The organism is Pseudonocardia sp. DSM 110487 (assembly GCF_019468565.1).
In the GTDB taxonomy this organism is placed as follows: domain Bacteria; phylum Actinomycetota; class Actinomycetes; order Mycobacteriales; family Pseudonocardiaceae; genus Pseudonocardia.
Map to the genome: position 1 here is coordinate 6154517 of NZ_CP080521.1, position 22324 is coordinate 6176840.

At 71.9% G+C, this 22324-nt stretch carries 19 protein-coding genes; 9 read left to right on the forward strand and 10 right to left on the reverse strand.

The window, feature by feature from the left end; all coding sequences use genetic code 11:
- Window position 1: 1 nt before the first annotated feature.
- The 6 genes from K1T35_RS28635 to K1T35_RS28660 form a co-directional block, all read right to left on the reverse strand.
- Window positions 2-2269: a glycoside hydrolase family 3 C-terminal domain-containing protein gene (locus tag K1T35_RS28635; RefSeq protein WP_220254910.1), complete on the reverse strand. Its 2268-nt coding sequence runs from the start codon at window positions 2267-2269 to the stop codon at window positions 2-4.
- 87 nt (window positions 2270-2356) lie between these two features.
- Window positions 2357-3643 carry a glycosyltransferase gene (locus K1T35_RS28640; RefSeq protein ID WP_220254911.1) on the reverse strand — a complete coding sequence of 429 codons (1287 nt, stop codon included), beginning with the start codon at window positions 3641-3643 and terminating at the stop codon, window positions 2357-2359.
- A complete protein-coding gene (locus K1T35_RS28645) occupies window positions 3640-5889 on the reverse strand; it encodes a glycoside hydrolase domain-containing protein (protein WP_370645523.1) in 2250 nt (749 codons plus the stop codon). The genes K1T35_RS28640 and K1T35_RS28645 overlap by 4 nt, the downstream gene beginning before the upstream one ends.
- Before the next feature lie 51 nt (window positions 5890-5940).
- Window positions 5941-6528, reverse strand: coding sequence for a nitrile hydratase subunit alpha (locus K1T35_RS28650; protein ID WP_220254913.1), 588 nt, complete (start codon window positions 6526-6528; stop codon window positions 5941-5943).
- Window positions 6525-6806 (reverse strand): SH3-like domain-containing protein, encoded by a 282-nt coding sequence (locus K1T35_RS28655; RefSeq protein ID WP_220254914.1) that lies wholly within the window; start codon window positions 6804-6806, stop codon window positions 6525-6527. Before K1T35_RS28655 ends, K1T35_RS28650 begins: the two co-directional genes overlap by 4 nt.
- On the reverse strand, window positions 6799-7068 hold the full coding sequence (locus K1T35_RS28660) for an SH3-like domain-containing protein (protein WP_220254915.1): 270 nt from the start codon (window positions 7066-7068) through the stop codon (window positions 6799-6801). Before K1T35_RS28660 ends, K1T35_RS28655 begins: the two co-directional genes overlap by 8 nt.
- 206 nt (window positions 7069-7274) lie before the next feature.
- On the opposite strand from K1T35_RS28660, the gene K1T35_RS28665 reads away from it, so the two are divergent.
- From K1T35_RS28665 to K1T35_RS28705, 9 genes are all read left to right on the forward strand, one after another.
- Window positions 7275-8852, forward strand: coding sequence for an ABC transporter substrate-binding protein (locus K1T35_RS28665; RefSeq protein WP_220254916.1), 1578 nt, complete (start codon window positions 7275-7277; stop codon window positions 8850-8852).
- Window positions 8853-9788 carry an ABC transporter permease gene (locus tag K1T35_RS28670; protein ID WP_220254917.1) on the forward strand — a complete coding sequence of 312 codons (936 nt, stop codon included), beginning with the start codon at window positions 8853-8855 and terminating at the stop codon, window positions 9786-9788.
- Window positions 9785-10672 (forward strand): ABC transporter permease, encoded by an 888-nt coding sequence (locus K1T35_RS28675; RefSeq protein ID WP_220254918.1) that lies wholly within the window; start codon window positions 9785-9787, stop codon window positions 10670-10672. The genes K1T35_RS28670 and K1T35_RS28675 overlap by 4 nt, the downstream gene beginning before the upstream one ends.
- Window positions 10669-11568, forward strand: coding sequence for an ABC transporter ATP-binding protein (locus tag K1T35_RS28680; RefSeq protein WP_255620836.1), 900 nt, complete (start codon window positions 10669-10671; stop codon window positions 11566-11568). Before K1T35_RS28675 ends, K1T35_RS28680 begins: the two co-directional genes overlap by 4 nt.
- Window positions 11565-12368: a dipeptide/oligopeptide/nickel ABC transporter ATP-binding protein gene (locus K1T35_RS28685; RefSeq protein ID WP_220254919.1), complete on the forward strand. Its 804-nt coding sequence runs from the start codon at window positions 11565-11567 to the stop codon at window positions 12366-12368. The genes K1T35_RS28680 and K1T35_RS28685 overlap by 4 nt, the downstream gene beginning before the upstream one ends.
- A gap of 12 nt (window positions 12369-12380) precedes the next feature.
- Entirely contained in the window at window positions 12381-13535 is a 1155-nt protein-coding gene (locus K1T35_RS28690; RefSeq protein ID WP_220254920.1) for an exo-alpha-sialidase, read from the forward strand.
- The gene (locus tag K1T35_RS28695) at window positions 13528-14205 is read left to right on the forward strand and encodes an SDR family NAD(P)-dependent oxidoreductase (RefSeq protein WP_220254921.1); all 678 of its coding nucleotides are present in this window, start codon (window positions 13528-13530) and stop codon (window positions 14203-14205) included. Before K1T35_RS28690 ends, K1T35_RS28695 begins: the two co-directional genes overlap by 8 nt.
- Window positions 14206-14300: 95 nt before the next feature.
- A complete protein-coding gene (locus K1T35_RS28700; RefSeq protein ID WP_220254922.1) occupies window positions 14301-15542 on the forward strand; it encodes an MFS transporter in 1242 nt (413 codons plus the stop codon).
- A gap of 429 nt (window positions 15543-15971) precedes the next feature.
- Window positions 15972-17411 carry a DUF222 domain-containing protein gene (locus K1T35_RS28705; RefSeq protein ID WP_220254923.1) on the forward strand — a complete coding sequence of 480 codons (1440 nt, stop codon included), beginning with the start codon at window positions 15972-15974 and terminating at the stop codon, window positions 17409-17411.
- Here the strand turns inward: K1T35_RS28705 and K1T35_RS28710 are convergent.
- The 4 genes from K1T35_RS28710 to K1T35_RS28725 form a co-directional block, all read right to left on the reverse strand.
- On the reverse strand, window positions 17398-18396 hold the full coding sequence (locus tag K1T35_RS28710) for a zinc-binding dehydrogenase (protein ID WP_220254924.1): 999 nt from the start codon (window positions 18394-18396) through the stop codon (window positions 17398-17400). The two genes, K1T35_RS28705 and K1T35_RS28710, sit on opposite strands and share 14 nt — an antisense overlap.
- 7 nt (window positions 18397-18403) lie before the next feature.
- On the reverse strand, window positions 18404-19189 hold the full coding sequence (gene map / locus K1T35_RS28715) for a type I methionyl aminopeptidase (RefSeq protein ID WP_220254925.1): 786 nt from the start codon (window positions 19187-19189) through the stop codon (window positions 18404-18406).
- Window positions 19190-19278: 89 nt separating this feature from the next.
- On the reverse strand, window positions 19279-21357 hold the full coding sequence (pta, locus tag K1T35_RS28720; protein WP_220254926.1) for a phosphate acetyltransferase: 2079 nt from the start codon (window positions 21355-21357) through the stop codon (window positions 19279-19281).
- Between the two features lie 47 nt (window positions 21358-21404).
- Entirely contained in the window at window positions 21405-22301 is an 897-nt protein-coding gene (locus K1T35_RS28725) for an NmrA family NAD(P)-binding protein (protein WP_220254927.1), read from the reverse strand.
- Window positions 22302-22324 lie beyond the last annotated feature (23 nt).

Here is a 22324-nt window from a genome sequence, read left to right on the forward strand (position 1 = left end):
GTCAGCGTGCGGCCCTCCGCAGGTCTTCCACGTCGGCAGGGGTGATCGGCATCCCGGGGAACGCCGCCAGCCTGGCGAGGGGGAAGTTGCCCACGACGTGGTGCATCTCCGGATCGGTGAGCAGGCTCGGGCCCGCCACTGAAAGACGCTCCTGAAGCAGCCGCGAGCCCACCGGGTGGGCCAGCCACTCCACGAGGCTGGCGTCCTCGGCGAGGGGCGGCGCGGGCTCCGATGAGCCGACCGTGACGGTCGCGCTCAGGCGAAGGTCCCGGGAGGAGGCGCCCACGGCGACGTCGTACTCCCCGCCCTCGAGCACCCACCGCCCCTGCACCGGGTGGAAGTAGGACAGGTCACGGGTGGTCAGGGTGAGGTCGACCCGCCGGGACTCCCCCGGCGCCAGCGCGACCTTCGCGAACGCCTTCAGCTCCCGGACCGGGCGGGCGACGGCCGACCCCGGAGGGCTCACGTAGACCTGCACGACCTCCTTGCCGTCCCGCGATCCCGTATTGGTGACCGTCGCCGCGACGGTCACGCCCTGCTCGTCGACGGTGATATCGAGATCGGTGTAGCCGAAGCTCGTGTAGGACAGCCCGTGGCCGAAGGGGTAGGACACCTCCTGCTCGCGCGCGTCGTAGCCCCGGTAGCCGACGAAGACGCCCTCGCCGTAGCGCACCACCCCGAGCTCACCCGGGAAGTTGAGGTGGGACGGGTTGTCGGCCAGCCGCAGCGGGATGGTCTCGGCCAGCCGGCCCGACGGGTTGGCCCGGCCGGCGAGCAGGTCGGCGATCGCCCCGCCACCCGCCTGCCCCAGCAGCCAGCCCTCGAGGATCGCGGGGGCGTGGTGGGCCCAGTCCGACACCTGCACGGTCGACCCGTTGGCCAGCACCACGACCATCCGCGGGTTGACCTCCGCCACCGCGGCCAGCAGCGCGATCTGCGCCGAGGGCAGCCGGATGTGCCGCCGGTCGAAGCCCTCCGACTCGTCGCTCGCGGGCAGGCCGAGGAAGAGCACGGCCACGTCGGCGGCGCGCGCGGCCTCGACGGCCTCGGCACGGAGCGCCTCGTCGTTCGCGGAGTCGTCGAGGCCGAACCCGGCGGCGAAGACCGCGCGGTCGCCCGCGACCTCCCGGACCGCGGTCCACGCGTCGTCGAGGCGGGTGGGGTTGACCTGCGAGCTGCCCGCTCCCTGGTAGCGCGGGGTGCGCGCGAACTCGCCGATCACCGCGACCGTGGCCGCGGGGTCGAGCGGCAGCAGCGGGGCCCTGCTCCCATCGGCACTGGCCACCGCGTCGTTCTTCAGCAGCACCGCGCAGTCCGCCGCCGCCTCGCGGGCCAGCGCGTGGTGGGCGGCGGCGTCGAAGGTGCCGCCCTCGCGGACCGCGGGCAGGGAGCGGTCGAGCAGCGTGAGGATCCGCTCGACCGCGCGGTCCAGCACGGCCTCGTCGAGCTCTCCCGCACGCACCGCCGCCACGATCTCCGCGTCGGTGACGTGGCCGCCCGCCGCCGGCATCTGCAGGTCCAGCCCGGCGCGCAGGGCGGCGACGCGGTCGTTCACCGCGCCCCAGTCGGACACGACGACGCCGTCGAAGCCCCACTCGGTGCGCAGGACGTCGGTGAGCAGCCACGGGTGTTGCGAGGCGTACGTGCCGTTGACCTTGTTGTAGGAGCACATCACCATCCACGGCTTCGCCTCGCTGACGACCCGCTCGAACGCGGCGAGGTAGATCTCCCGAAGCGTGCGCTCGTCGACCTCGGCGCTGACGCGCGCCCGGTCGGTCTCCTGGTTGTTGGCGGCAAAGTGCTTCACGCACGCACCGACGCCCGCGCTCTGGATCCCCCGCACGAGCGCTGCGCCGAGCACCCCACTGACCAGCGGATCCTCCGAGAGGTACTCGAAGTTGCGCCCGCACAGCGGGGAGCGCTTGATGTTGATGCCCGGCCCGAGCAGGACCGCGACGTTCTCGGTGCGCGTCTCCGCGCCGAGCGCCTGTCCCACCCGCTCCACCAGGCCGGCGTCGAACGAGGAGCCCAGCGCCACGGCCGGCGGGAAGCAGGTGGCGGGCACCGAGTCGGCGAGGCCGACCTGATCGGCCGATGTGGACTGCTTGCGCAGCCCGTGCGGCCCGTCCGTGACCATCACGGCGGGCACGCCCGCGCGCTCGACGGCCTTCGTGTGCCAGAAGTCGGCGCCCGAGCACAGCGACGCCTTCTCCTCCAACGTCAGCTCCGCCAGCAGCGCCGGCACGTCCAGGTTCGCGAAGGTCGTCATGGACCCACTCTCTCAATACTTCGGGCGCGGGTCAGGCCCTCCGGAGGTGGTTCCGAGTTCCGTGGAATGCGCAGGCACTGCGGATGATCACCCTGCGTTCGCGGTCCCATCGACGAGGGTCACATGGCGTGGGGCACGAAAGAGCTGGTCGAAGACGCGGACGCGGTCGAAGGCCATGGCGTGGTCGCGGCCGCGCAGCTCCAGGCCGCCCCGCTCGTGCTCGGGCATCTCCAGCACGACACGGTCCAGAGCCGCCCGCAGGGCCTCGACGTCGCCTGCCTCCACGATCACGGCCGTGTCGCCGACGGCCTCGCCGGTGCCGCCGGTCAGGGTGGTGATCACCGGCCCGCCGCCGGTCAGCAGCTTCTCGGTGAGGGCGATGCCGAAGGTCTCCACGAAGTCGGGCTCGGGCTTCGTGGGGAGGGCGTAGGTCGCGCACCCGCGCATCAGGAGGGGCTTCTCGTCGTCGTCCACGTCGGTGAGGAAGACGATCCGCTCGTCGTCTCCCGCCAGTGCCCGGACCTCGGGCAGCGCGGGCCCGGTACCCGCGATCACGAGCTTCACCCGATCCCGCGCCCGGGACGCGGCGTAGGCGGCCACGAGGTCGTGGACGCCCTTGGCCCGGGTCACCCGCGACAGGAAGAGCACGTAGCCGTCGCGTTCGAGACCGCGCCGGGCGAGCGCGGCCTCCACCGCCGCAGGGTCGAGATCGGTGTAGGCGGAGGTGTCGATCGGCGGGTAGCTGACGGTGACGCGGTCGCGGCAGGCCCAGGCGAAGCGGGTGCCGCAGTGGGCGTCGACGGCCTCCGCGGCGAGGACGATCTGGTCGCGCGTGAACTCGGACACGGCCAGTACCTCGTCGTGCGCGAGGTAGGTCGTCAGGACGACGGCGGCGGCGCCGAACCGCCCTTCGCGCAGGCAGGACGTGATCACGTTCGTGACGTCGGAGCCAACGGCCTTCGCCATCGTGTGCACGTCCGCGGGGAACCCGGCGGCACGGGCGGACGCAACGGCGTCGACCACGACGTTCGCGTGCGGTGACAGGTACATCGACAGGCACGTGGTCGGGATCGGCTCGGCGAGCAGTTCCACGAGCCGCCCGGTGAGCCCGGCGAGGTACCGGCCGTCCGGCACCCGGTAGTCGCCGACGGGCTCTGGCCGTTCCACGGTGATGCCCTCGGAATAGGGCAGCAGGCGGTCCAGTGGTTTCAGTGGCAGCCCCGCGGCCTGCAGCGCGGGAATCGGCCACGTGAGCAGCCGGACGTCGGTGAAGCCGCGATGCAGCGCCACCTCCGCCAGGTTGCGGGCCTCTCCGGAGTGACCGCAGATCACCGGATCGGCCCGCACGACGATCACGAGTCGGCGTTCGTTCATGATCGGCCACCTCCCGCACGGTCGGACAGGGATGGTGGCCGGGCCGCGCTCCCCCACGGAGACGGCTCCGGCCCCAGCTCGAGCTGCAGCACGCCTCCGGCGTGCACGTCAGCGGCGCTGAGATGGGTGGCCCGCAGGGGCCGCCCGTTCAGCCGCGCCGACTGGACGTACTGCACGGGCGGCGTCTCCTCGATGCCGTCCGCGCCGACGGGCACCTCGCGATGCCCGCTGGTCTCGATCACGAACTCGCCCCCCGCCACCTGCAGCGCGGCGCGGGCGAACGCGGGCGCGTTGACCAGGAACAGGCTCTGCCCCGCGATCGGGAAGAGACCGAGCGACGCCCAGACGTACCACGAGCTGAGGCCACCCGAGTCGTCGTTGCCGGGCAGGCCACCGGCACCCGTGCCGAACTGCCAGGTCAGCGCCGCGTGCACGATCTCGGCGGTGCGGTCGGGCCGCCCGGCGTAGTGGTAGGCCCACGGCGCTTCCATGTCCGGTTCGTTGTTGAGCCCCTCGAACCGGTTGAGCGCGAAGCCCGCGGCCATCTCCTCGGCGGAAGGGCGCTGGCCGGGCTGCTTCACCGGGTCGGCACCGAACCCGAAGAACGCGTCGAGCATGTCGATGAACGCCTCGTCGCCGCCGGCCAGCGCGATGCGCGCCCGCATGTCGTGCACGAGCCGGAACGAGTAGTTCCACTTGCCGCCCTCGTAGAACTCCGAGTCGCGCAGCAATCCCGTCGACGGGTCGAAGGCGTTGACCCACCAGCGGCTGCGCGACTCCAGGTCGTCGGCAAGGCGCTTGTCGCCCAGCGCCCTTGCGACCGTGGCCGTGCAGTGGTGGCCGTACGCGAGGTCGAGCGTGTGCGAGATCGGGTGCACGATGCCGTGCTCGAAGAAGTCCTCCCCGTAGAGGCGGCGCAGGTCGTCGGCCATGTGCACGAGCGCCCAGCTCCAGTCGATGCCGGGGAGCCCGAGCGCGTGCGCGTCGGCCAGTGTCGCGTGCGCGAGGGCGCTGGCCTGCCGGAAGAAGCGGTCCGCACCGCGCGCCATCCGGTAGCCGATCGGGAAGTTGCCCTCCTCCTCGCACACCCGGATCAGCGATTCGAGCAGGTCCGTTGCCCGGGCCGGGGCGATCGTCAGCAGCAGGGGGATCTGGGTCTTGTAGAGGTCCCACATCGTGCAGATGTCGAACGCGAACGGACCCGAAGCGGGCCAGAACGGGCTCTCGTCGTCGCCGAAGCACGGCTTGATCAGCGAGTGGTAGAGCGCGGTCGCCATCACCTGCCGCCGGGCGGGCGTGCCCCCGTCGACCTGCACGCGACCGATGTGCTCGGCCCAGCGCGTTGCGGTGCGGGCGCGGACCGCGTCGAAGACCGGCTCGGCGCCGTTGCACTCGCGGTCCAGGTTCTCGCGCGCCTGGTCGCAGCCGCGCAGCGAGAAGCCGATGCGCACCTCGACGACGTCTCCGGCGCGGACGGGGCCCATGAACAGCAGCCCGAACGGGCGCAGGGTGGTCTGCCGGATGCTGTCGAAGTCGAGCCGGGTGCCGCCCTCGATCAGCCTGCGGTCGTGCCAAAGCATCTGCCGCCAGCCGGGCGAGTGGACCTCGAGGTGCATCGACAGCGGCACCCCCTCCATCACCACAGTGCCCTGCGCGCGGCCGTGCCCCATGCTCTCCACGTGGGCCCGCAACGGCACCGTGCGACCGAGATCGATCGCCAGCCCGCCGCACGACAGGTCCACCACCACGCGGGCGCTGCGACTCTCCGGGAACGTGTAGCGGTGGACGGCGATCTTCTCGCCCACCGTGATCTCGCAGTGGATCCCCGTGTCCAGGGTGGTGGCGTAGTACCCGGCCGCCGCGGTCTCGTCGCGCAGGGCCCACGCCTCGCCGAGGTCGTCGAGGGGCTGCACCATCGGCGTGACCCGCACGTAGTTGTAGTACTTGCGGATCGCCCCGGTGCCCGACTGCTGGAAATGCGTGAAACCGGACGCCTGCAGCGTCTCGAACATCTCCTCGGGCACACCCTCGGTGTTCTTGCTGTAGCGCCCGTAACCGGTGGGATAGGCCCCGGAGTAGGCGCAGGCCGACACCATGCCCAGCGGCGAGGTGGCACCCGGGTGGGTGTTGCCGACCTGCGGTTTCGGCCACCACCACGTGGCGGCGAGACCGCTCGCGGGCGGAAGGCTGGTCGCGGCGGTCCCGAGGAAGGGATCAACGTTGTCGAGAATGGCCAGACTGTAGATCGGCGACCGCTACCGCTCGGTTACGGCGGAGTTACGCGTGGTGATCTTGCTTTATGCCGCCGCGGTGCCGATCAACCCTTCCCTCGTGACCAGCGCAGCGAGCGCGGCCTCGTCCATCCCCTCGGTGTCATCCGGGCGCATGGGCAGCACCATGTGGCGGCTCTCGGCGCTCGTGTCGTGCACGACGATCTCGGTGTCGCCCGGCAGCTCCAGCCCGAACTCCGCCAGCACCGCCCGCGGCTCCCGGACGACGCGCGCCCGGTACGCCTCGCTCTTGTACCAGGACGGCGACGGCCCCAGCAGCGCGATCGGGTAGCACGAGCACAGCGTGCACACGAGCACGTTGTGCCTGGTGGGGGTGTTCTCCACCACCGTGAACCGCTGCGGCTGCGGCCCGCTGCTCAGTGAGAACCCGAGCTCCTCGAGCCCCCGGTTCCCGTCGGCGAGGAGCCGCTCGCGGAACGCCGGGTCGACCCAGGCACGCGCCACGACGCGGGCGCCGTGTGCGGGCGACCCGGACGACACCCGCCCGATGATGGCGTCGAGCTGCTCGTCGCTGGTCAGGCCGGCGCCGATCAGCCGTTCCTCCAGCCCGCGGACGCGGACGGCGATCTCGGAGTTCGAGTGCTGCCCACTCATGCGACCACCTCCAGGTAGGACTCCCACAGCTCGACCTGCACCCAGTGCCCGCCCGGCGGCCCCCACAGGTCCTCGGCCGCGAAACGGACCGTGTAGACGGGCTCCACCCGCGCGTCGGGCAAGCCCTGCGCCCGTTCGTCGGCCAGCGGCCACGTGCCCTGCACCTCCACCACCTCACCGACCTGCCCACGGGCGTAGCGGGGCAGCCGGGTGTGGTGCGGCGGGTCCACGGTCGTGGTGCGCACGCGGTCGCCAGCCATGAACCGGGGCTCAGTCATGGCCAGCGGTGTCATGGCCCGCGGTCAACGTCTCGATCGCGTGGAGCCAGCGCTCGTAGTAGGACGCCGCGAGGTACTCGGCGGGCGGCATCCGCTCGATCGCGTCGCGGAACTGGTCGAGGTTGTAGACCCCGGCCCGCAGCATCGCGACGTTGAGCGCGTAGACCCGCGCCTCCCAGTCGGCGTGGAACGGAGGCTCGTCCGCATCGACGATGATCGGCCCGAAGCCGGACTGCCCCCCGACGTCGTTGACCCGTGACATGACGCACAGCGTATCCGGATCCGCGCGGCGGGCCAGCGGTTCGACCCGTGCGCATACCGCGCAGTACCGCCGAGATCGTGACCTAGAGCACTTGTCAGAGGGGTCAAATCTGCACAGAACACGCGGCGCAGCCAAGCCGTTGCGTATATCGCGCAGCCGTGAGACGGTTGCGGCTCTTCTCGGCAGCCATCCTCGAGAGGTCGACGATGACCCCTGATCGATCGTCCGGACCACGGCTGGACCGCCGTTCGGTGCTCCGCCTCTGCCTGGCCACCGCGGCCGGCATGGCCACGGTTCCGCTCGCCGGCTGCGCAGGCCCGACCGGCAGCCCCGGCCCCGACACCGTGGTGCTCGGGCTCAACCGCTCCCTGGCGAGCCTGGACAACAAGCTCAACCAGTTCGACGCCGCGGTCACCGTGCAGCGGGCGGTGCGGCAGGCCCTCACCGCCATCGGGCCCGGCATGACCGCGCAGCCGGTGCTGGCCGAGGAGTTCGTGCAGTCCTCCCCCACCAGCTGGTCGGTGCGGCTGCGCGACGGCGTGCGCTACTCGGACGGCAGCCCGGTCGAGGTGGCCGACGTCGACACCGCGGTGCGCATGTACGGCCAGGTCAACGGCTCGTTCATCGCGGGCCTGTTCCCCGAGCTGCCCACCGTCCACCCGGTCGACGAGCGCACGTTCCGGCTCGAGACGCTGGAGCCCGTTCCAGTGCTCGATCTGCTGATGGCCAACATCCTGGTCACCCCGGCCGCGGCCAACCGCCCCGAGCAGCTCACCGACGGCATCGGCTCCGGCCCGTTCCGCGTGGTCGCGGCCAACGGCGGCACCGGCGAGTACACCCTCGCGGCCAACGAGAACTACTGGGGCCCGCGCCCGTCGCTCGCGTCCGTGCAGGTCCGGTTCGTGCCGGAGGAGTCGAGCCGGGTCGTCGCGATGCGCAGCGGCGAGCTCGACGTCATCGACAGCATCACGCCCGACTCCGCCGAGCAGCTCGAAGGCCTGCCCGGCGTCGTCATCGAGCGCTCGCCGAGCACCCGGACCAACCAGCTCTTCTACAACTTCCGCAAGCCCGCCGGGCACCCCCTCGCCGACGTGCGCGTGCGGGAGGCGCTGACCTACGCGATCGACGGCGACGCGCTCGCGCAGCAGGTGCTGGTCGGTTCGGTCACGCCGGCGACGGGCCTGGTCTCGTCGAGCCTGGTGGGCGCGGTCGAGACGGGCGGCTACCGCTACGACCCGGCCCGGGCCCGCCAGACCCTGGACGCGCTCGGGGTGCGGGACCTGGAGCTCGTGATCATCTGGGAGTCCGGTGAGTTCCCCGCCGACACGTCCGTGATGGAGGCGGTGGCGGCGATGCTCGGCGACGTCGGCGTGCGCACCCGGCTGCAGCAGTTCCAGCCCGGCGGCGACATCCAGCAGTGGCGGCAGGGCCGCGGCGGCGACTGGGACATCCTCGGCAACGGCTATCCCGGCCCCACCGGCGAGGCCGCGACGTCGCTACAGGGCATGTACGGCGGCACCCCAGAGAAGGAAGCCACCCGCGACACCTACCAGGGCTACGTGATGCCCGAGATCGCCGCAGGGCTCGCCGCGGCGGCCCGCGAGCCCGATCCCACCCGGCGGCTCGCGATGCTCGCCGACACGCAGCACGCGATCTGGGCCACCTGGCCGTGCCTGTGGGCGTTCGTCCCGGACGTCGTCCTGGCCCGCCGGGAGCGGGTCAGCGGCATCGCGCTGCAGCCCACCAACTCCTACGACATCTCGTCCGTCCGGCTGGAGGCCTGAATGCTGCGCTACCTCGGCCTCCGCGTCGGGCAGGGACTGCTGACCGTGTTCCTGACGGTCTCGACGGTGTTCCTGCTGGTCCGCCTCGCCCCCGGCGACCCGGCCGCCGCCTACGCCCCTCCGAGCGCCACCACCGAAGACCTCGAACGCGTGCGCGCGCAGTTCGGGCTCGACCAGCCCCTGCTCACGCAGTACGGCGTGTTCCTGCGCAACCTGATCCAGGGCGACCTGGGCACCAGCTACTCGTTCCAGGCCCCCGCGTTGGACGTCGTGTTGGGCAGGCTCCCGTACACGACGACCCTGGCGACGTCGGCGATCCTGCTGACGACCGTGGTGGCGGTGCCGCTCGGCGTCTGGATGGCCCGGCGCGCCGACACCATGCGCGAGCTCGCAGGCAACCTGGTCACGATCGCCGGCCAGTCCATGCCGGACTTCTGGACCGGCATCATGCTGCTCACCCTGTTCGCCGTGGCGGTGCCGATCCTGCCCGCCTCCGGCTTCGCGACGTGGGGCGGGCTGGTGCTGCCCACCGTGACGATCGCGATCCTGCAGGTCGCGCTCATCTCGCGGCTCGTGCGGCGCGAGATGGTCGGCGCGCTCGGTTCGCCGTACCTCGCCGTCGCCCGCTCCCGCGGATACGGCGAGCACTTCCTGATCTGGCGCTACGCGATGGCCAACTCCGCCATCCCGGTGCTCACCGCTCTCGGCACCCGCTTCGCCGCGATGCTCAACGGCGTCGTGGTCGTCGAGGTGGTGTTCTCGTGGCCCGGCGTCGGCTCCCTGGTCGTGCGCGCCCTGGAGACCCGGGACTACCCCCTGATCCAGGCCACCGTGCTCGTCACCGCGGCGCTCGCCATCGGCGTGCAGCTGCTCGTCGATCTCGCCTACCCGCTGCTCGACCCGCGGGTCCGACTCGGAAAGGTGGCCAACGCATGACTGCCGTCTCGGCGGTGACACCCGCCCTGCGCGCCGCAGCGCCCGCCGTACGCCGGGCGAGGACGCTGCGCATCAAGGCCTGGATCGGGCTGGTCTGTACCGCCCTTGTGGTGCTGCCGGTCGTGATCGCGCCGCTGCTGCCCCTGCCCGGTCCCGACGCGCAGGACCTCTCCGCGCGCCGGCTGCCCCCGCTCACCGACGGGCACCTGTTCGGCACCGACCAGCTCGGCCGCGACCTGCTGTCCCGGGTGCTGCACGGCGGCCAGGTGTCGCTACTGGTCGGGCTGCTCGCCGTGCTGGCGTCCGGGCTGATCGGACTCGCCCTCGGGGCGCTCGCCGGTTACCTCGGCGGGTGGGTCGACAGCGTCGCCTCCCGGCTCGCCGAGGCCCAGATGGCGCTGCCGCTGTTGATGATGCTGCTGCTCGTCGTCGCGCTGTTCGGCTCGTCCGTGCCGGTGATCACCGCGGTCATCGCCGTGGCCCAATGGCCCGAGGTCTTCCGGCTCACCCGCTCGCTGGTGCTGGTTGAACGGGGGAAGCCGTACATCGACGCCGCGCGGGTGCTCGGCCTGCACCGCATCACGATCCTGGCCAGGCACGTGCTGCCCAACGTCGTCCGGCCGGTCTCGCTTGTGGTGCTGCTCCTGCTGGCGCAGGCGGTGCTCCTGGAGAGCGCGCTGAGCTACCTCGGCGCCGGGCCGGAGCGACCGTTCGCCACCTGGGGGCGGATCGTGTCCGACGGCCAGGACTACGTCACGACGTCCTGGTGGATGGCCACCCTGCCCGGCCTGGTGATCGTGCTGCTCGTGGTGGGGGTCAACCTGCTGGGCGACGGCCTGCGCGACCGGTCCCGCCGGCCTCGGACGTCGGGAGGGAAGGGATGAGCGAGCTTGCGAGCGAATCGATGTCACAGCGCCCGCGCGAAGCGCCGGCCGAGCGTCAGCGAGGCCGAGCGAAGAGCGCGCCGCTGCTGGAGGTCTCCGACCTGCAGGTCGAGCTGATCACCGGCGACCGGATCGTCCGCGCGGTGGACGGCGTCTCGTTCACCGTGCGGGCCGGGGAGACCGTCACGCTGATCGGCGAGTCGGGGTCGGGCAAGTCGACCACCGCGATGGGGCTGCTCGGGCTGCTGCCCGCGGGACTCGCCGTGTTGTCGGGGTCCGCGCGCTTCTGCATCTCCGACGTGGTCGACGTCGTCGCTCGACCCGATGCCGTCCGGAGCATCCGCGGGCGCGGGGTCTCGCTGGTCCCGCAGGACCCGATGACCGCGCTCAGCCCCGTGCACACGATCGGCCGCCAGCTCGGCGACGCACTGCGTCTCCGCGGGTTCTCCCGGGCGCAGATCCGCGAGCGCGGCATCGCGCTGCTGGAGCAGGTGCACATCCCACGGGCCGAGTCGCAGTGGAGCGCCTACCCCCACCAGCTGTCCGGCGGCATGCTGCAGCGCGTCCTCATCGCGATCGCGCTGGCCGGCGAGCCCGCCCTGCTCGTCGCCGACGAGCCGACGTCGGCCCTCGACGTCACCGTGCAGGCCGGGATCCTGGACCTGCTGATGGAGCTGCAGGAGCGCACCGGGATCGGGATCCTGCTGATCACGCACGACCTCGGTGTCGCCCGGCTGGTGTCCGACCGGATCCACGTGATGCGCGACGGCCGGTTCGTGGAGTCCGGCGAGGTCGAGCAGGTCGTCGACGCACCCCGCGAGGAGTACACCCGCGAACTGCTCGCCGCCGTGCCCGCCCTCGGCGAGTGGGACGACGAGAAGGAGGCCACGGCATGACCGCCGATCAGCTGGTCGTCGAAGGGCTCGTCGTCGAGTACCCGACCCAGGGCGGCCCGTTCCGCGCGGTCGACGACGTGTCCTTCCGGGTGCCGCGGGGCGGCTCGCTCGCCGTGGTCGGCGAGTCCGGCTCCGGGAAGTCGACGATCGCGCGCAGCCTGGTGCGGCTCGTCACCCCGACCTCGGGCCGGATCCTCCTCGACGGCACCGACGTCGCGCAGATGCCCGAGAGGTCCCTGCGGCCCCTCCGGCGGAAGATCCAGATGATCTTCCAGGACCCGTACGGGTCGCTCGACCCGCACATGACGGCCGAGGAGATCGTCGCCGAGCCCCTCGCGCTGCGCGGAATGCGCAACAAGTCCGAGCGCGCCGCGCAGGCCGCCACCCTGCTCGACCGGGTCGGCCTGCCCGACTCCGCCCGCCACCGCATGCCCGCCGAGTTCTCCGGCGGCCAGCGCCAGCGCATCGGCATCGCCAGGGCGCTGGCCAGCGACCCCGAGCTACTCGTGTGCGACGAGGCCACCTCCGCCCTCGACGTCTCCGTGCAGGCGCAGGTGCTGCGCCTGCTGCAGGAGCTGCGGGAGGAAACGGGCCTCACGTTCGTCGTGATCTCCCACAACCTCGGCGTCGTGCGCGAGCTCTCCACGGAGATCGTCGTGCTCTCGCGGGGCCGGATCGTGGAGTCCGGGGCCACCCGCGACGTCCTCGCCGCGCCGCGGCACGAGATCACCCGGGCACTGCGCCGCGCCGCACTCGACCCAGCCGCCATCCGCGGGCGCAAGCCGCGCGCCCACGCCTGAAGGAAGGACCTGATGAACACGGCCACCCTGCCCGGTCAGACCGACGGCGTGCTGCGCCCCCACCCCGGCGAGCCCGACCGCACCGACGCGTTCCTCCCGGCGCCCGACGTGCAGAACCACGCCGCCAACCTGATGGAGCTCCCCGGAGGCGACCTGGGCTGCGTCTGGTTCGGCGGCACCCAGGAGGGCGTGCCGGACATCGGCGTGTGGTTCTCCCTCCTCGCCCCCGGGGCCACGGCGTGGAGCGCCCCGGTGCGACTGTCGGACGACCCGACCCGCTCGGAGCAGAACCCGCTGCTCTTCGTCGCGCCCGACGGTGTGGTCTGGCTGCTGCACACCGCGCAGGTGGCCGGCAACCAGGACACCGCGGAGGTCCGCGTGCGCACCTCCACCGACGGCGGCACGACCTGGAGCCCGACGCGCACCCTCTTCCCGGCCGGCCCGGACGGCGGTGTGTTCGTCCGCCAGCCGATCGTCGTGCTGGCAGGAGGGCGCTGGCTGCTGCCGATCTGGCACTGCGTCACCCCGCCGAGCGGGCGCTGGGTCGGTGACCTCGACACCAGCGCCGTCCTCGTCTCCGACGACGCGGGCGCTACATGGCGCGAGGTCCCCGTTCCCGGCAGCACAGGCCAGGTGCACATGAACATCGTGCCGCTGGCGAACGGTGAATTGCTCGCGCTCTACCGCAGCCGCCGCGCCGACTTCGTGCACGCGTCCCGGTCCACCGACGGCGGCGACTCGTGGTCCGCGCCGGAGCCGCTCGACCTGCCGAACAACAACTCGTCGATCCAGTGCGTCGCCCTGCGCGACGGCCGCCTCGCGCTCGTCTACAACCACAGCAGCGCGGCCGACGCGACCGGCCGGCGGACGTCGCTGTACGACGAGATCGACGACAGCGGGGACGACGGCGCCGTGCGCGAGGGCGCGTTCTGGGGCGCGCCGCGGGCCCCGATGTCGCTCGCCTTCTCGTCCGACGGTGGCCGCACCTGGCCGGTGCGCCGCGACCTGGAGACCAGCGACGGCCACTGCCTCACCAACGACTCCGCCGGCAAGCGCAACCGCGAACTGTCCTACCCCGCGATCCGGGAAGCCGCCGACGGCGGGCTCCACATCGCGTTCACCTACTTCCGGCAGGCCATCGAGTACGTCCACCTCACCCATGGGTGACCGGCACGCCGTCGTCACCGGGGTGAGCTCGGGCATCGGCGAGGCGATCGCCGCCCGGCTCCTCGACGACGGATGGCGCGTCACGGGACTCTCCCGATCCGCACCCAGCGCGGACGTCACCTGGCTGCGGGCCGACCTGGCGGACACCGCCGCCCTGCCCGATCTCCTCGCCGACGTCGGCCCGGTCGACGCGGTGGTGCACGCGGCAGGCCTCCAGCGCACCGCGCCACTCGGTCGGCTGTCCGCCGCCGACGGTGCCGCGATGTGGCAGGTCCACGTGCAGGCAGCCACGGTGCTGGTCGACTCGCTCGTCTCGCGGGTCGTCGACGGCGGCCGGATCGTGCTGCTGGGCAGCCGCACCGCCCGCGGCGTCGCAGGCAAGAGCCAGTACTCCGCCACCAAGGCCGCCCTCGACGGCCTCGCGCGCTCCTGGGCCGCCGAGCTCGTATCGCGGCGGATCACCGTCAACGTCGTCGCGCCGGGCCCCACCGACACCCCGATGCTGCGCGACCCGGCCCGCTCGAGCACGCCGGTCGTGTCACCGCCGCTGGGGAGGCTGATCCAGACCTCGGAGGTGGCGGCCCTGACGGCCTTCCTGCTGGGGCCGGATGGAGGGTCGATCACGGGGCAGTCGATCGTGATGTGCGGGGGTACGTCACTTCCTCGTTGAGACCGTCTCCTGACCACTCCTGCTGGTCAGCGGCGACCAGCGACTCGCCAGTCGAGACCCGTGGCCTTCGGTGAGCGGGTGTGAGAATCGGCTGTATGGGGGGCACCGAGCCAGCAGCGTTCCCTCCACGGGGGTTCCGCCGGTTCTGGTTCGCAGAGTCAGTCTCCTCGTTGGGGACATACGTCACCCTGCTCGCGCTGCAGACCATCGTCGTCCTCACCCTGGGCGGTTCGGCCCAGGACGTCGGATGGCTGAACGCGACCCGCTGGCTCCCTTACCTCGCTTTCGGGCTGGTCGTGGGCGCGCTCGTCGATCGATGTGCACGACGACCTGTCATGATCGTCACCGATCTCGTGCGCGCTGTGCTCCTGGCCGCGATCCCGCTCGCCTGGGCCACCGGCACACTGTCACTGGGTCTGCTGCTGGTGATCGTCGCGCTCTACGGAACGGCGTCGCTGGTCAACGACGCCGCCTCGATGGCGTTCCTTCCCCGGCTCGTGCCCCGCCAACACCTGCAACGAGCTCACGCGCGCATCGATGGCGCCGACGCTGTCGCGCAGACCACCGGCCCCGCGCTCGCCGGCGTGCTGGTGAAGCTGGTCGGGGCACCCCTGACCGTGCTGGTCGACGCCGCGAGCTACCTGTTCGCCGCCTTCGTCATCGCAACCCTGCCGGTATGTGAATCCCCGACCGACGCGGAGGCGCCATTGCCGAACCTGCGGCGCGAAATCGGGGAAGGGATCGCCTGGGTTTACCGACGGTCAGGGCTTGCCCTGCTGGCCGTGGCGACCCACGTCTGGTTCGCCGGGGCCGCAGTCATGGGTGCGGTCGTCGCACCCTTCGCGCTGATCAGCCTGGGGCTGAGCCCGGTCCAGTTCGGCATCGTCGCCGCGCTCGGCGGGCTGGGCAGTGTTCTCGGTGCAGCTACCTCCGGTGCCGGCGGGCGGCGCCTCGGCACCGGAGGCGCCATCATCGCCGCTCACCTCGTCACGACCGCCGGTGTTGCCCTGATGGCAGTGGCAGGCCTGGGGACGGCGGGGTGGGCCGCCGCGGTCGTGCTTGGGATCGGTCTGGCTGGGCACGGCTTCGGCATCGGGTTCAGCAACTCCCATGAGATGAGCTATCGCCAGACCCTCACCCCAGACGCGTTGCAGGCCCGCACCAACACGACGATGCGTTCGTTCAACCGCGCCGTCATCGTGGTCGTCGCACCCCTTGGCGGGCTATTGGCAGACCTCACCAGCGCCCGCTCAGCACTTCTCCTCGCGGCCGGTGTCTTCGGTCTGTCCGCCGTCATGCTGCTGCTCTCACCATTCCGAACCGCAACCGCGGTCTGAACGCACCCGGCCCTTCTTCGGCCTAGCGAGCCGGGCCTCGGCGTTCGTGGTCATCTCCTCGAGCCTGCCGAACTGGACGGGGTCGACGCGCAGGAAGCGGCAGCGGGTGCAGGCGTGTTCGTGGACGCAGGGGGTGCCGTAGGGACGGTGGCGTCTCGTGATCACTCTCCTTGTGCTCGTGGGGGCGAGAGCGCTCAGATCGACCGTGCCAGTGGGGTTTCTAGCTATCCGATGCTGTCGTGAAGGTTCGGGCTTGCGGACCTTTGAATCGGGCGATGGCCTCGGCGAGTAGGCCACGGAATCGGTACTCATCTGCCGGGCCAGCGGTTCGCCGCGGCGTGCCATGTCCAGCCGCGTTCGCAATCACGAACGCATCGATCACTCGAACAGACCTGCCGCTCGAACATCCTTTCGAATAAACTCGAGGGCGTGACGGAAACCGCGCCGACCCTGTCGTCCTGCACCCTCTCCACGGACAACCCCGAACCATTCTCCGACCAGGGAGAAACGTGTCCCGTGGTGACGAATGCGATGCCAAGAACCGGCGTCGACCCACCAGATACCCCGCTTGATTCCAGCATGATCGTCGGCTGGATCGGGCTGCTGGGCGAGGTTCGCCGGGATGCGTCGGATGCAGAGCGGATCGATCAACTCCACGCCCTCGAACGCCTGAAATCCGCCGCCGCGGCCGCGCAAGCCCGGATCACCGTCGACCTGGACGCGTCGGTGCGAGCCGCGCACGCCGCCGCCGGCATCCCCACCGACCGGCAAGGCCGCGGGGTGGCCGCACAGGTGGCACTGGCCCGCCAGGAATCGGCCTACCGCGGCGGCCGCCACCTCGGCCTGGCCAAAGTCCTCGTCGGCGAGATGCCCCACACCCTGGCTGCCCTCGCACACGGCCACCTGTCGGAATGGCGCGCCACCCTGCTCGCCCGCGAAACCGCCTGCCTATCCAGGGAACACCGGCAGTTGATCGACACCCAGCTGTGCGCCGACCCGGCCGGACTGGTGGGCTGGGGTGACCGGCGACTGATCAACGAGATCAGCAAGATCGCCTACCGGCTCGACCCGGTCGCGGTCACCAAACGCCGAGCCAAAGCCGAAGCCGACCGCCGCGTCACCTGCCGGCCCGCACCTGACACCATGGCCCGGCTCACCATCCTCGGCCCCGTCGCCCAGGTCGTGGCCATGTACGCCGCCCTCTGCAGAGCCGCCGACACCGCCATCGCCACCGGCGACGGGCGGACCCGCGGGCAGCTCATGACCGACACCGCCATCGAACGGATCACCGGGCAAGCCACCGCCGCCACAGTCCCGGTCGAAGTCAACCTGATCATGGGCAGCACCACCCTGTTCGGCGCCGACGACCAGCCCGCCCACCTCGCCGGATACGGGCCCATCCCCGCAGACCTGGCCCGCAGCCTCGCCGTCTCCGCCGCCGAAGCCGAGGCCGCCTGGCTGCGGCGCCTCTACGCCACCCTCGACACCGGGCGACTGATCGCCATGGACTCCACCCGGCGGACCTTCCCGGCCGGGCTCGCGAAGTTCATCGAGGTCCGCGACCAGTACTGCCGCACCCCATGGTGCGACGCCCCGATCCGCCACATCGACCACGCCCAACCCCACCACCAGGACGGCGTGACCTCCGCGGACAACGGCAACGGGACCTGCGCCCAGTGCAACTACGCCCGCCAAGCGCCGGGCTGGGAGATCCGACCCGAACCCGGACCCCGACACACGCTCAAGGTCACCACACCCACCGGGCACAGCTACCGCAGCACCGCGCCCCCGCCGCCCGGCCACCCACGATCCGAGCGCCGCGGTCCGACGAGCCCACGGTCTCGCCGCACCCGTGTCACCTCGAAGTGACCTCGAGCACGATCTTGCCGACGTGCGCGTTGCGGGCGAGCTCGGCCTGCGCCGCGAGCGCCATGGTCCAGTCCAACGTCCGATCGATGATGGGCCGGAGCACCTCGGCAGCTCCGTCCAGGTCGATGCCCGCGCGCAGTGCCGCGACGAGGTCGGCCTTCTCGGCCAGGGTGCGGGTCCGGAACGTGACACCGATCAGCTCGAGGCGCTTGCGCGCGAGTTCCTCCAAGTCGAGCACGCCCTCGGCGCCGCCCAGCCGTCCCACCCCGACGATTCGCCCCTTGATCGCGGCAGCCCGGATGTTCGCGGCGAGGTAGGGCCCTCCGACGTGGTCGACGATGACGTCCACGCCGGCGCCGCCGGTCGCTTCGAGGACGCGGTCGGCGAAGTCCCGCTCCGAGGTGTCGATCAGCTCGTCGAGGCCGAGCTTCTCCACGGCCCCGGCCTTGGCCGCGGACCGGCTGGTGCCGAAGATCTTCCCGGCACCCAGACACCGGGCGACCTGAACGGCCTGGGTACCGACCCCTGCCGTCACGGCGTGCACGAGGACCGTCTCCCCGGGGGCCATTCGAGCGGCGGTGGCGAGGGCGTTGTGCTCGGTCATCAGGCCGGCCACGGCCGCCGCCCCCTCGACATAGGACCACGCGGGCGGGATCGGAATCGCCATCGCCGCCGGGAGGACGATCTCCTCGGCCAGCCCGCCCGACACCATCGCCATCACCCGGTCGCCCGGTGCGATCCCCTGCACGTCCCCGCCGACGGCGACCACGTCACCGGCAGCGTCCATGCCCGCGATCGCGGGTCCACCGCGCGAGCCGGCGGCGACGTAGCGGCCTGCCCTGGCGAGCAGGTCCGCCCGGTTCACCGACGCCGCACGTACACGCAGTCGCACGTCCGTGGGGCCGACGCTCGGCGCGTCGACCTCACCCATCTCCAGCGTGGCCTCGCCGTCCACCGGCTTGATCAACATTGCTCGCACCGCCATGCAACTGTCATACAGGGCCGTGTTCCGCCTCGCGCCGGGTGAGCACCACAGGGCCGTCCTCGGTGACGGCCACGGTGTGCTCGGAGTGGGCCGTGCGCGAGCCGTCGGCCGACCGGATGGTCCAACCATCGGCGTCGTAGATGATCCGGTCGGTCGTACGCGCGAACCAGGGTTCGAGCGCGAGGGTCAACCCCGGCCGCAGCTTCAGGCCGCGGCCCGCCCAGCCCTTGTTGGGAACGTGGAGCTCCTCGTGCATGGTGCGACCGATGCCGTGACCACCGAACTCGGCGTTGACCGGATAGCCGTAGTCGCGGGCCACCGCCCAGATCGCCGCCGAGATGTCACCCAGGCGGTTGCCCGGACGTGCCACCTCGATCGCCGCCTCCAACGCCTCCTCGGTGGCACGGATGATCCGCAGGTCCTCCTCGGCAGCGGTGCCGACGACGATCGTGCGGGCCGAGTCGGCCACCCAGCCGTCGATGCCGACCGCGAGGTCCGCGCTGAGCACGTCCCCGTCGCGCAGCGTGTAGTCGTGGGGCAAGCCGTGCAGGACGGCGTCGTTGACGGACAGGCAGATCACGTTGCGGAACGAGCCCTTGCCGAAGGACGGAGCGTAGTCCCAGTAGCACGACTCCGCCCCGCGCCGTTTGATCATGCCGCGCACGTGGTGTTCCAGGTCCAGGAGGTTGACGCCCACGTCGGCGAGCCGGCCGACCTCGGTGAGCACCTCGGCGACGAATCGCCCGGCGACATGCATGCGCTGGATCTCCGCAGGTGTCTTCAGTTCGATCACGAATACCTCGCGTCATGGGTACTGGTATTTCTATACCGGCACCGTAGCACGCACCTGGTATAGAAATACCAACCCGGCTCGCCGGCCGATCAGCGGGCGGACCGGGCCTGGATGGCGGTGATCGCGACGGTGTTGACGATGTCGGTGACGGTCGCGCCGCGGGACAGGTCGTTCACCGGCCGCGCCAGGCCCTGCAGCACCGGCCCGATCGCCACCGCGCCCGCGCTGCGCTGCACGGCCTTGTAGGTGTTGTTGCCCGTGTTGAGGTCCGGGAAGACCAGCACCGTGGCGCGGCCCGCGACCGCGCTCCCGGGCAGCTTGGTGCGCGCCACCCCGGGGTCGACGGCGGCGTCGTACTGGATCGGACCCTCGACCGGCAGCTCGGGCGCACGTTCACGCACGAGCGCCGTGGCGCGTCGCACGTGCTCGACGTCGCTGCCGGCACCCGACTCGCCCGTCGAGTACGACAGCATCGCGACCCGGGGCTCGATCCCGAACAGGCCGGCCGTACCGGCGGCGGAGATCGCGATGTCGGCGAGCTGCTCGGCCGTCGGGTTGGGCACGACCGCGCAGTCGGCGTAGGCCAGCACCCGATCGGACAGGCACATGAGGAAGGCACTCGACACCAGCGATACCCCCGGTGCGGTCCGGATCACCTCGAACGCCGGCCGGATGGTGTGGGCCGTTGTGTGCGCGGCACCGGACACGAGGCCGTCGGCGCGGCCCTGGTGCACCATCATCGTCCCGAAGTAGGTCGGGTCGGCCATCAGGTCGAGCGCCACCGGCACCGCCACGCCGCGGTGCCGGCGCAGATCGGCGTACACGCGGGCGAACGGCTCCCGCCACGGCGAGGTCACCGGGTCGACGCACCGGGCCGCCGAGACGTCCACCCCCAGCGCGGTGGCCCGTGCGCGCACCTCGTCCTCCCGACCGAGCAGCGTGAGGTCGGCGACGCCCCGCAGCAGCAGCTGCTCGGCGGCCTGCAGGATCCGGTCGTCCTCGCTCTCGGGCAGCACGATGTGCCGCCGGTCGGCGCGCGCCCGCTCCAGCAGCTGCTGCTGGAACATCAGCGGGGTCGTCCGCGTCGGGCGGGTGACGGCGAGCTGCTCGCGTAGCCGCTCGTGGTCGACGTGGTCCTCGAACAGGGCGATGGCCGTGGCGATCTTGCGCGCGCTGTCGACGCCGATCGCGCCGCGCACCTCGCGGACGGCCGCGGCCGTCTCGTACGTGTCGGCGTCGACCGCCAGGATCGGGATGCCGGCGACGTCGAACCCGGGGGCCAGCCGGCGGACCGGCGCGGCGACCATCCCGCCCGAGAGCAGCAACCCGGCCACCGACGGGTATCCGGCGGACGCGCCCGCGGCCAAGATCCCCGCGACGATGTCGGCGCGGTCCCCAGGGGTGATCACCAGGTCCCCTTCGGCGATGCGGTCGAGGAAGGCCGGGAGGCCCATCGCCCCGACGATGACCCGCGCGACCTCGCGCGGGGCGGCCGGGGCGACGACCGACCGGGCGCCCAGCCGGTCGGCGATCTCCGCGACCGTCGGCGCCGCCAGCAGCGGTACCTCGGGCAGCACACCCCATGGCAGCTCCCCCACCGCCGCGGGCATCCCGCCCCGCACCGCGTCCAACTGGTCGCCACCGACGCGGTTGCAGACCACGCCCAGCACCGCGCACCCACGATCGGCGAGCACCGCGACACCCTGGTGGGCCGCCTCGAGCACCTGGCCGGCGGAGCGAGCGCGCCCGCCGACCACCAGCAGGACGGGCGCGGCGAGGTTGCGCGCCGCGTCGACGTTGAGGTCCAGCTCGACGAGCGGCGATGCGGACGTGAAGTCGCTGCCCTCCAGCAGCACGACGTCGGCTCCCGCACCCACGCGCGCGCACCCGTCCAGCACGCGGGCCAGCAGGCGCTCGTACCCGTCCCGCCGGTCCGCATCGTGCAGGTCGTCGGCGGTGAGCGCGAACGAGCTGGAGTACGCCTGCGGCAGCGCGTACCGGCGACGGACGAGCTCGACGTCGGGGTCCGGCGGGTCGGCGGCGGCGACCAGCGGCCGGAACAGCGCCAGCCGTCCGGCGTGCCGCGACAGCACCTCCGCCAGCCCGAGCACCACGGCCGACTTGCCGGTGCCGGCCTCCATCGCCATGACGTACACGTGCCGGGTCACGCGACCATCTTCGACGGCCCGGCGACGGACCGCCCGGCGCGGCCCGCTCACGCCGAGTGGGCGCCCCCATGAGTCCGCTCTCCTGCGGCGAGATCCCGTACGTAGTCGCGCAGAGTGCGAGGCCGACGTCCGAGGATGGTCTCGAGTACCAGCCCGTTGCCGCCGTGCTCGTGCTCGTCGTAGGAGCGGAACACCTCGGCGAACAGAGCCAGCTGCTGCGCGTCGAAGCGGCTCCCGGCCACCGCGGCCCAGCTGTCGAAGTTCAGAGCGGTGGCGCGCACCGGTCGGCCGAGGATCTCACTGATCACGGCTACGACCTCGTGGCGGTCGAGCATCTCACCGCTGCACAGCTCGAATGTCCCGTAGTCCAAGCGGTCCTCGGTGAGCGCGATCGCGGCGACCTCGGCGACGTCGCGATAATCCACCCGTGCGATCCGCGCGGTGTTCGAGTAGGGCTCGGCGAGCTCGCCGCGTTCGAGTACGCCCGGCCACACGAGGCCGATGTTCTGGTACAGCGTCACCGGCTGCAGCACGGCGAAGGTCAGTCCGGACCGGAACAGGGCGTCTTCGACGGGCCGCTTGGAGACGTGGTTCTCCAGCCGGTCGGATGGGTGCGCCACCCCGGAGAACACGACCTTCCCGACACCGCCGCGCTGTGCCGCGGCGACGACTTCGAGTCCGAGCTGTGCCTCGTCGGCGACGAAGGCCGGTCCGATGTGGAAGACGGCGTCGACGCCGCGCACTGCCTCGTCGAGGCTGTCGGGATCCCGCAGATCGCCGTGCACGACCTCGACGGCGCCGTTCTTCTGCGCGGTTGCGGCCTGGTCCTCGCTGCGGACCAGGCCGCGGACGACCGCGCTGCGCCGGGCGAGCTCGGGCACCACGAGACCGGCGATCCGTCCGGCGGCGCCGACTACGAGAACCGTCGGGTTCGTCGTTGTCACGCTTACTCCAAGATCTTGGGTGA

Bases quoted from the DNA above. Each gene is read 5' to 3' on its own strand.
- K1T35_RS28650 (WP_220254913.1), bottom strand. From the start codon at position 6,528: ATGAGTGGGCAGCACTCGAACTCCGAGATCGCCGTCCGCGTCCGCGGG.
- K1T35_RS28665 (WP_220254916.1), top strand. From the start codon at position 7,275: ATGACCCCTGATCGATCGTCCGGACCACGGCTGGACCGCCGTTCGGTG.
- K1T35_RS28675 (WP_220254918.1), top strand. From the start codon at position 9,785: ATGACTGCCGTCTCGGCGGTGACACCCGCCCTGCGCGCCGCAGCGCCC.
- K1T35_RS28680 (WP_255620836.1), top strand. From the start codon at position 10,669: ATGAGCGAGCTTGCGAGCGAATCGATGTCACAGCGCCCGCGCGAAGCG.
- K1T35_RS28670 (WP_220254917.1), top strand. From the start codon at position 8,853: ATGCTGCGCTACCTCGGCCTCCGCGTCGGGCAGGGACTGCTGACCGTG.
- K1T35_RS28640 (WP_220254911.1), bottom strand. From the start codon at position 3,643: ATGAACGAACGCCGACTCGTGATCGTCGTGCGGGCCGATCCGGTGATC.
- K1T35_RS28690 (WP_220254920.1), top strand. From the start codon at position 12,381: ATGAACACGGCCACCCTGCCCGGTCAGACCGACGGCGTGCTGCGCCCC.
- K1T35_RS28700 (WP_220254922.1), top strand. From the start codon at position 14,301: ATGGGGGGCACCGAGCCAGCAGCGTTCCCTCCACGGGGGTTCCGCCGG.
- K1T35_RS28660 (WP_220254915.1), bottom strand. From the start codon at position 7,068: ATGTCACGGGTCAACGACGTCGGGGGGCAGTCCGGCTTCGGGCCGATC.
- K1T35_RS28710 (WP_220254924.1), bottom strand. From the start codon at position 18,396: ATGGCGGTGCGAGCAATGTTGATCAAGCCGGTGGACGGCGAGGCCACG.
- K1T35_RS28685 (WP_220254919.1), top strand. From the start codon at position 11,565: ATGACCGCCGATCAGCTGGTCGTCGAAGGGCTCGTCGTCGAGTACCCG.
- K1T35_RS28635 (WP_220254910.1), bottom strand. From the start codon at position 2,269: ATGACGACCTTCGCGAACCTGGACGTGCCGGCGCTGCTGGCGGAGCTG.
- K1T35_RS28655 (WP_220254914.1), bottom strand. From the start codon at position 6,806: ATGACTGAGCCCCGGTTCATGGCTGGCGACCGCGTGCGCACCACGACC.
- K1T35_RS28695 (WP_220254921.1), top strand. From the start codon at position 13,528: ATGGGTGACCGGCACGCCGTCGTCACCGGGGTGAGCTCGGGCATCGGC.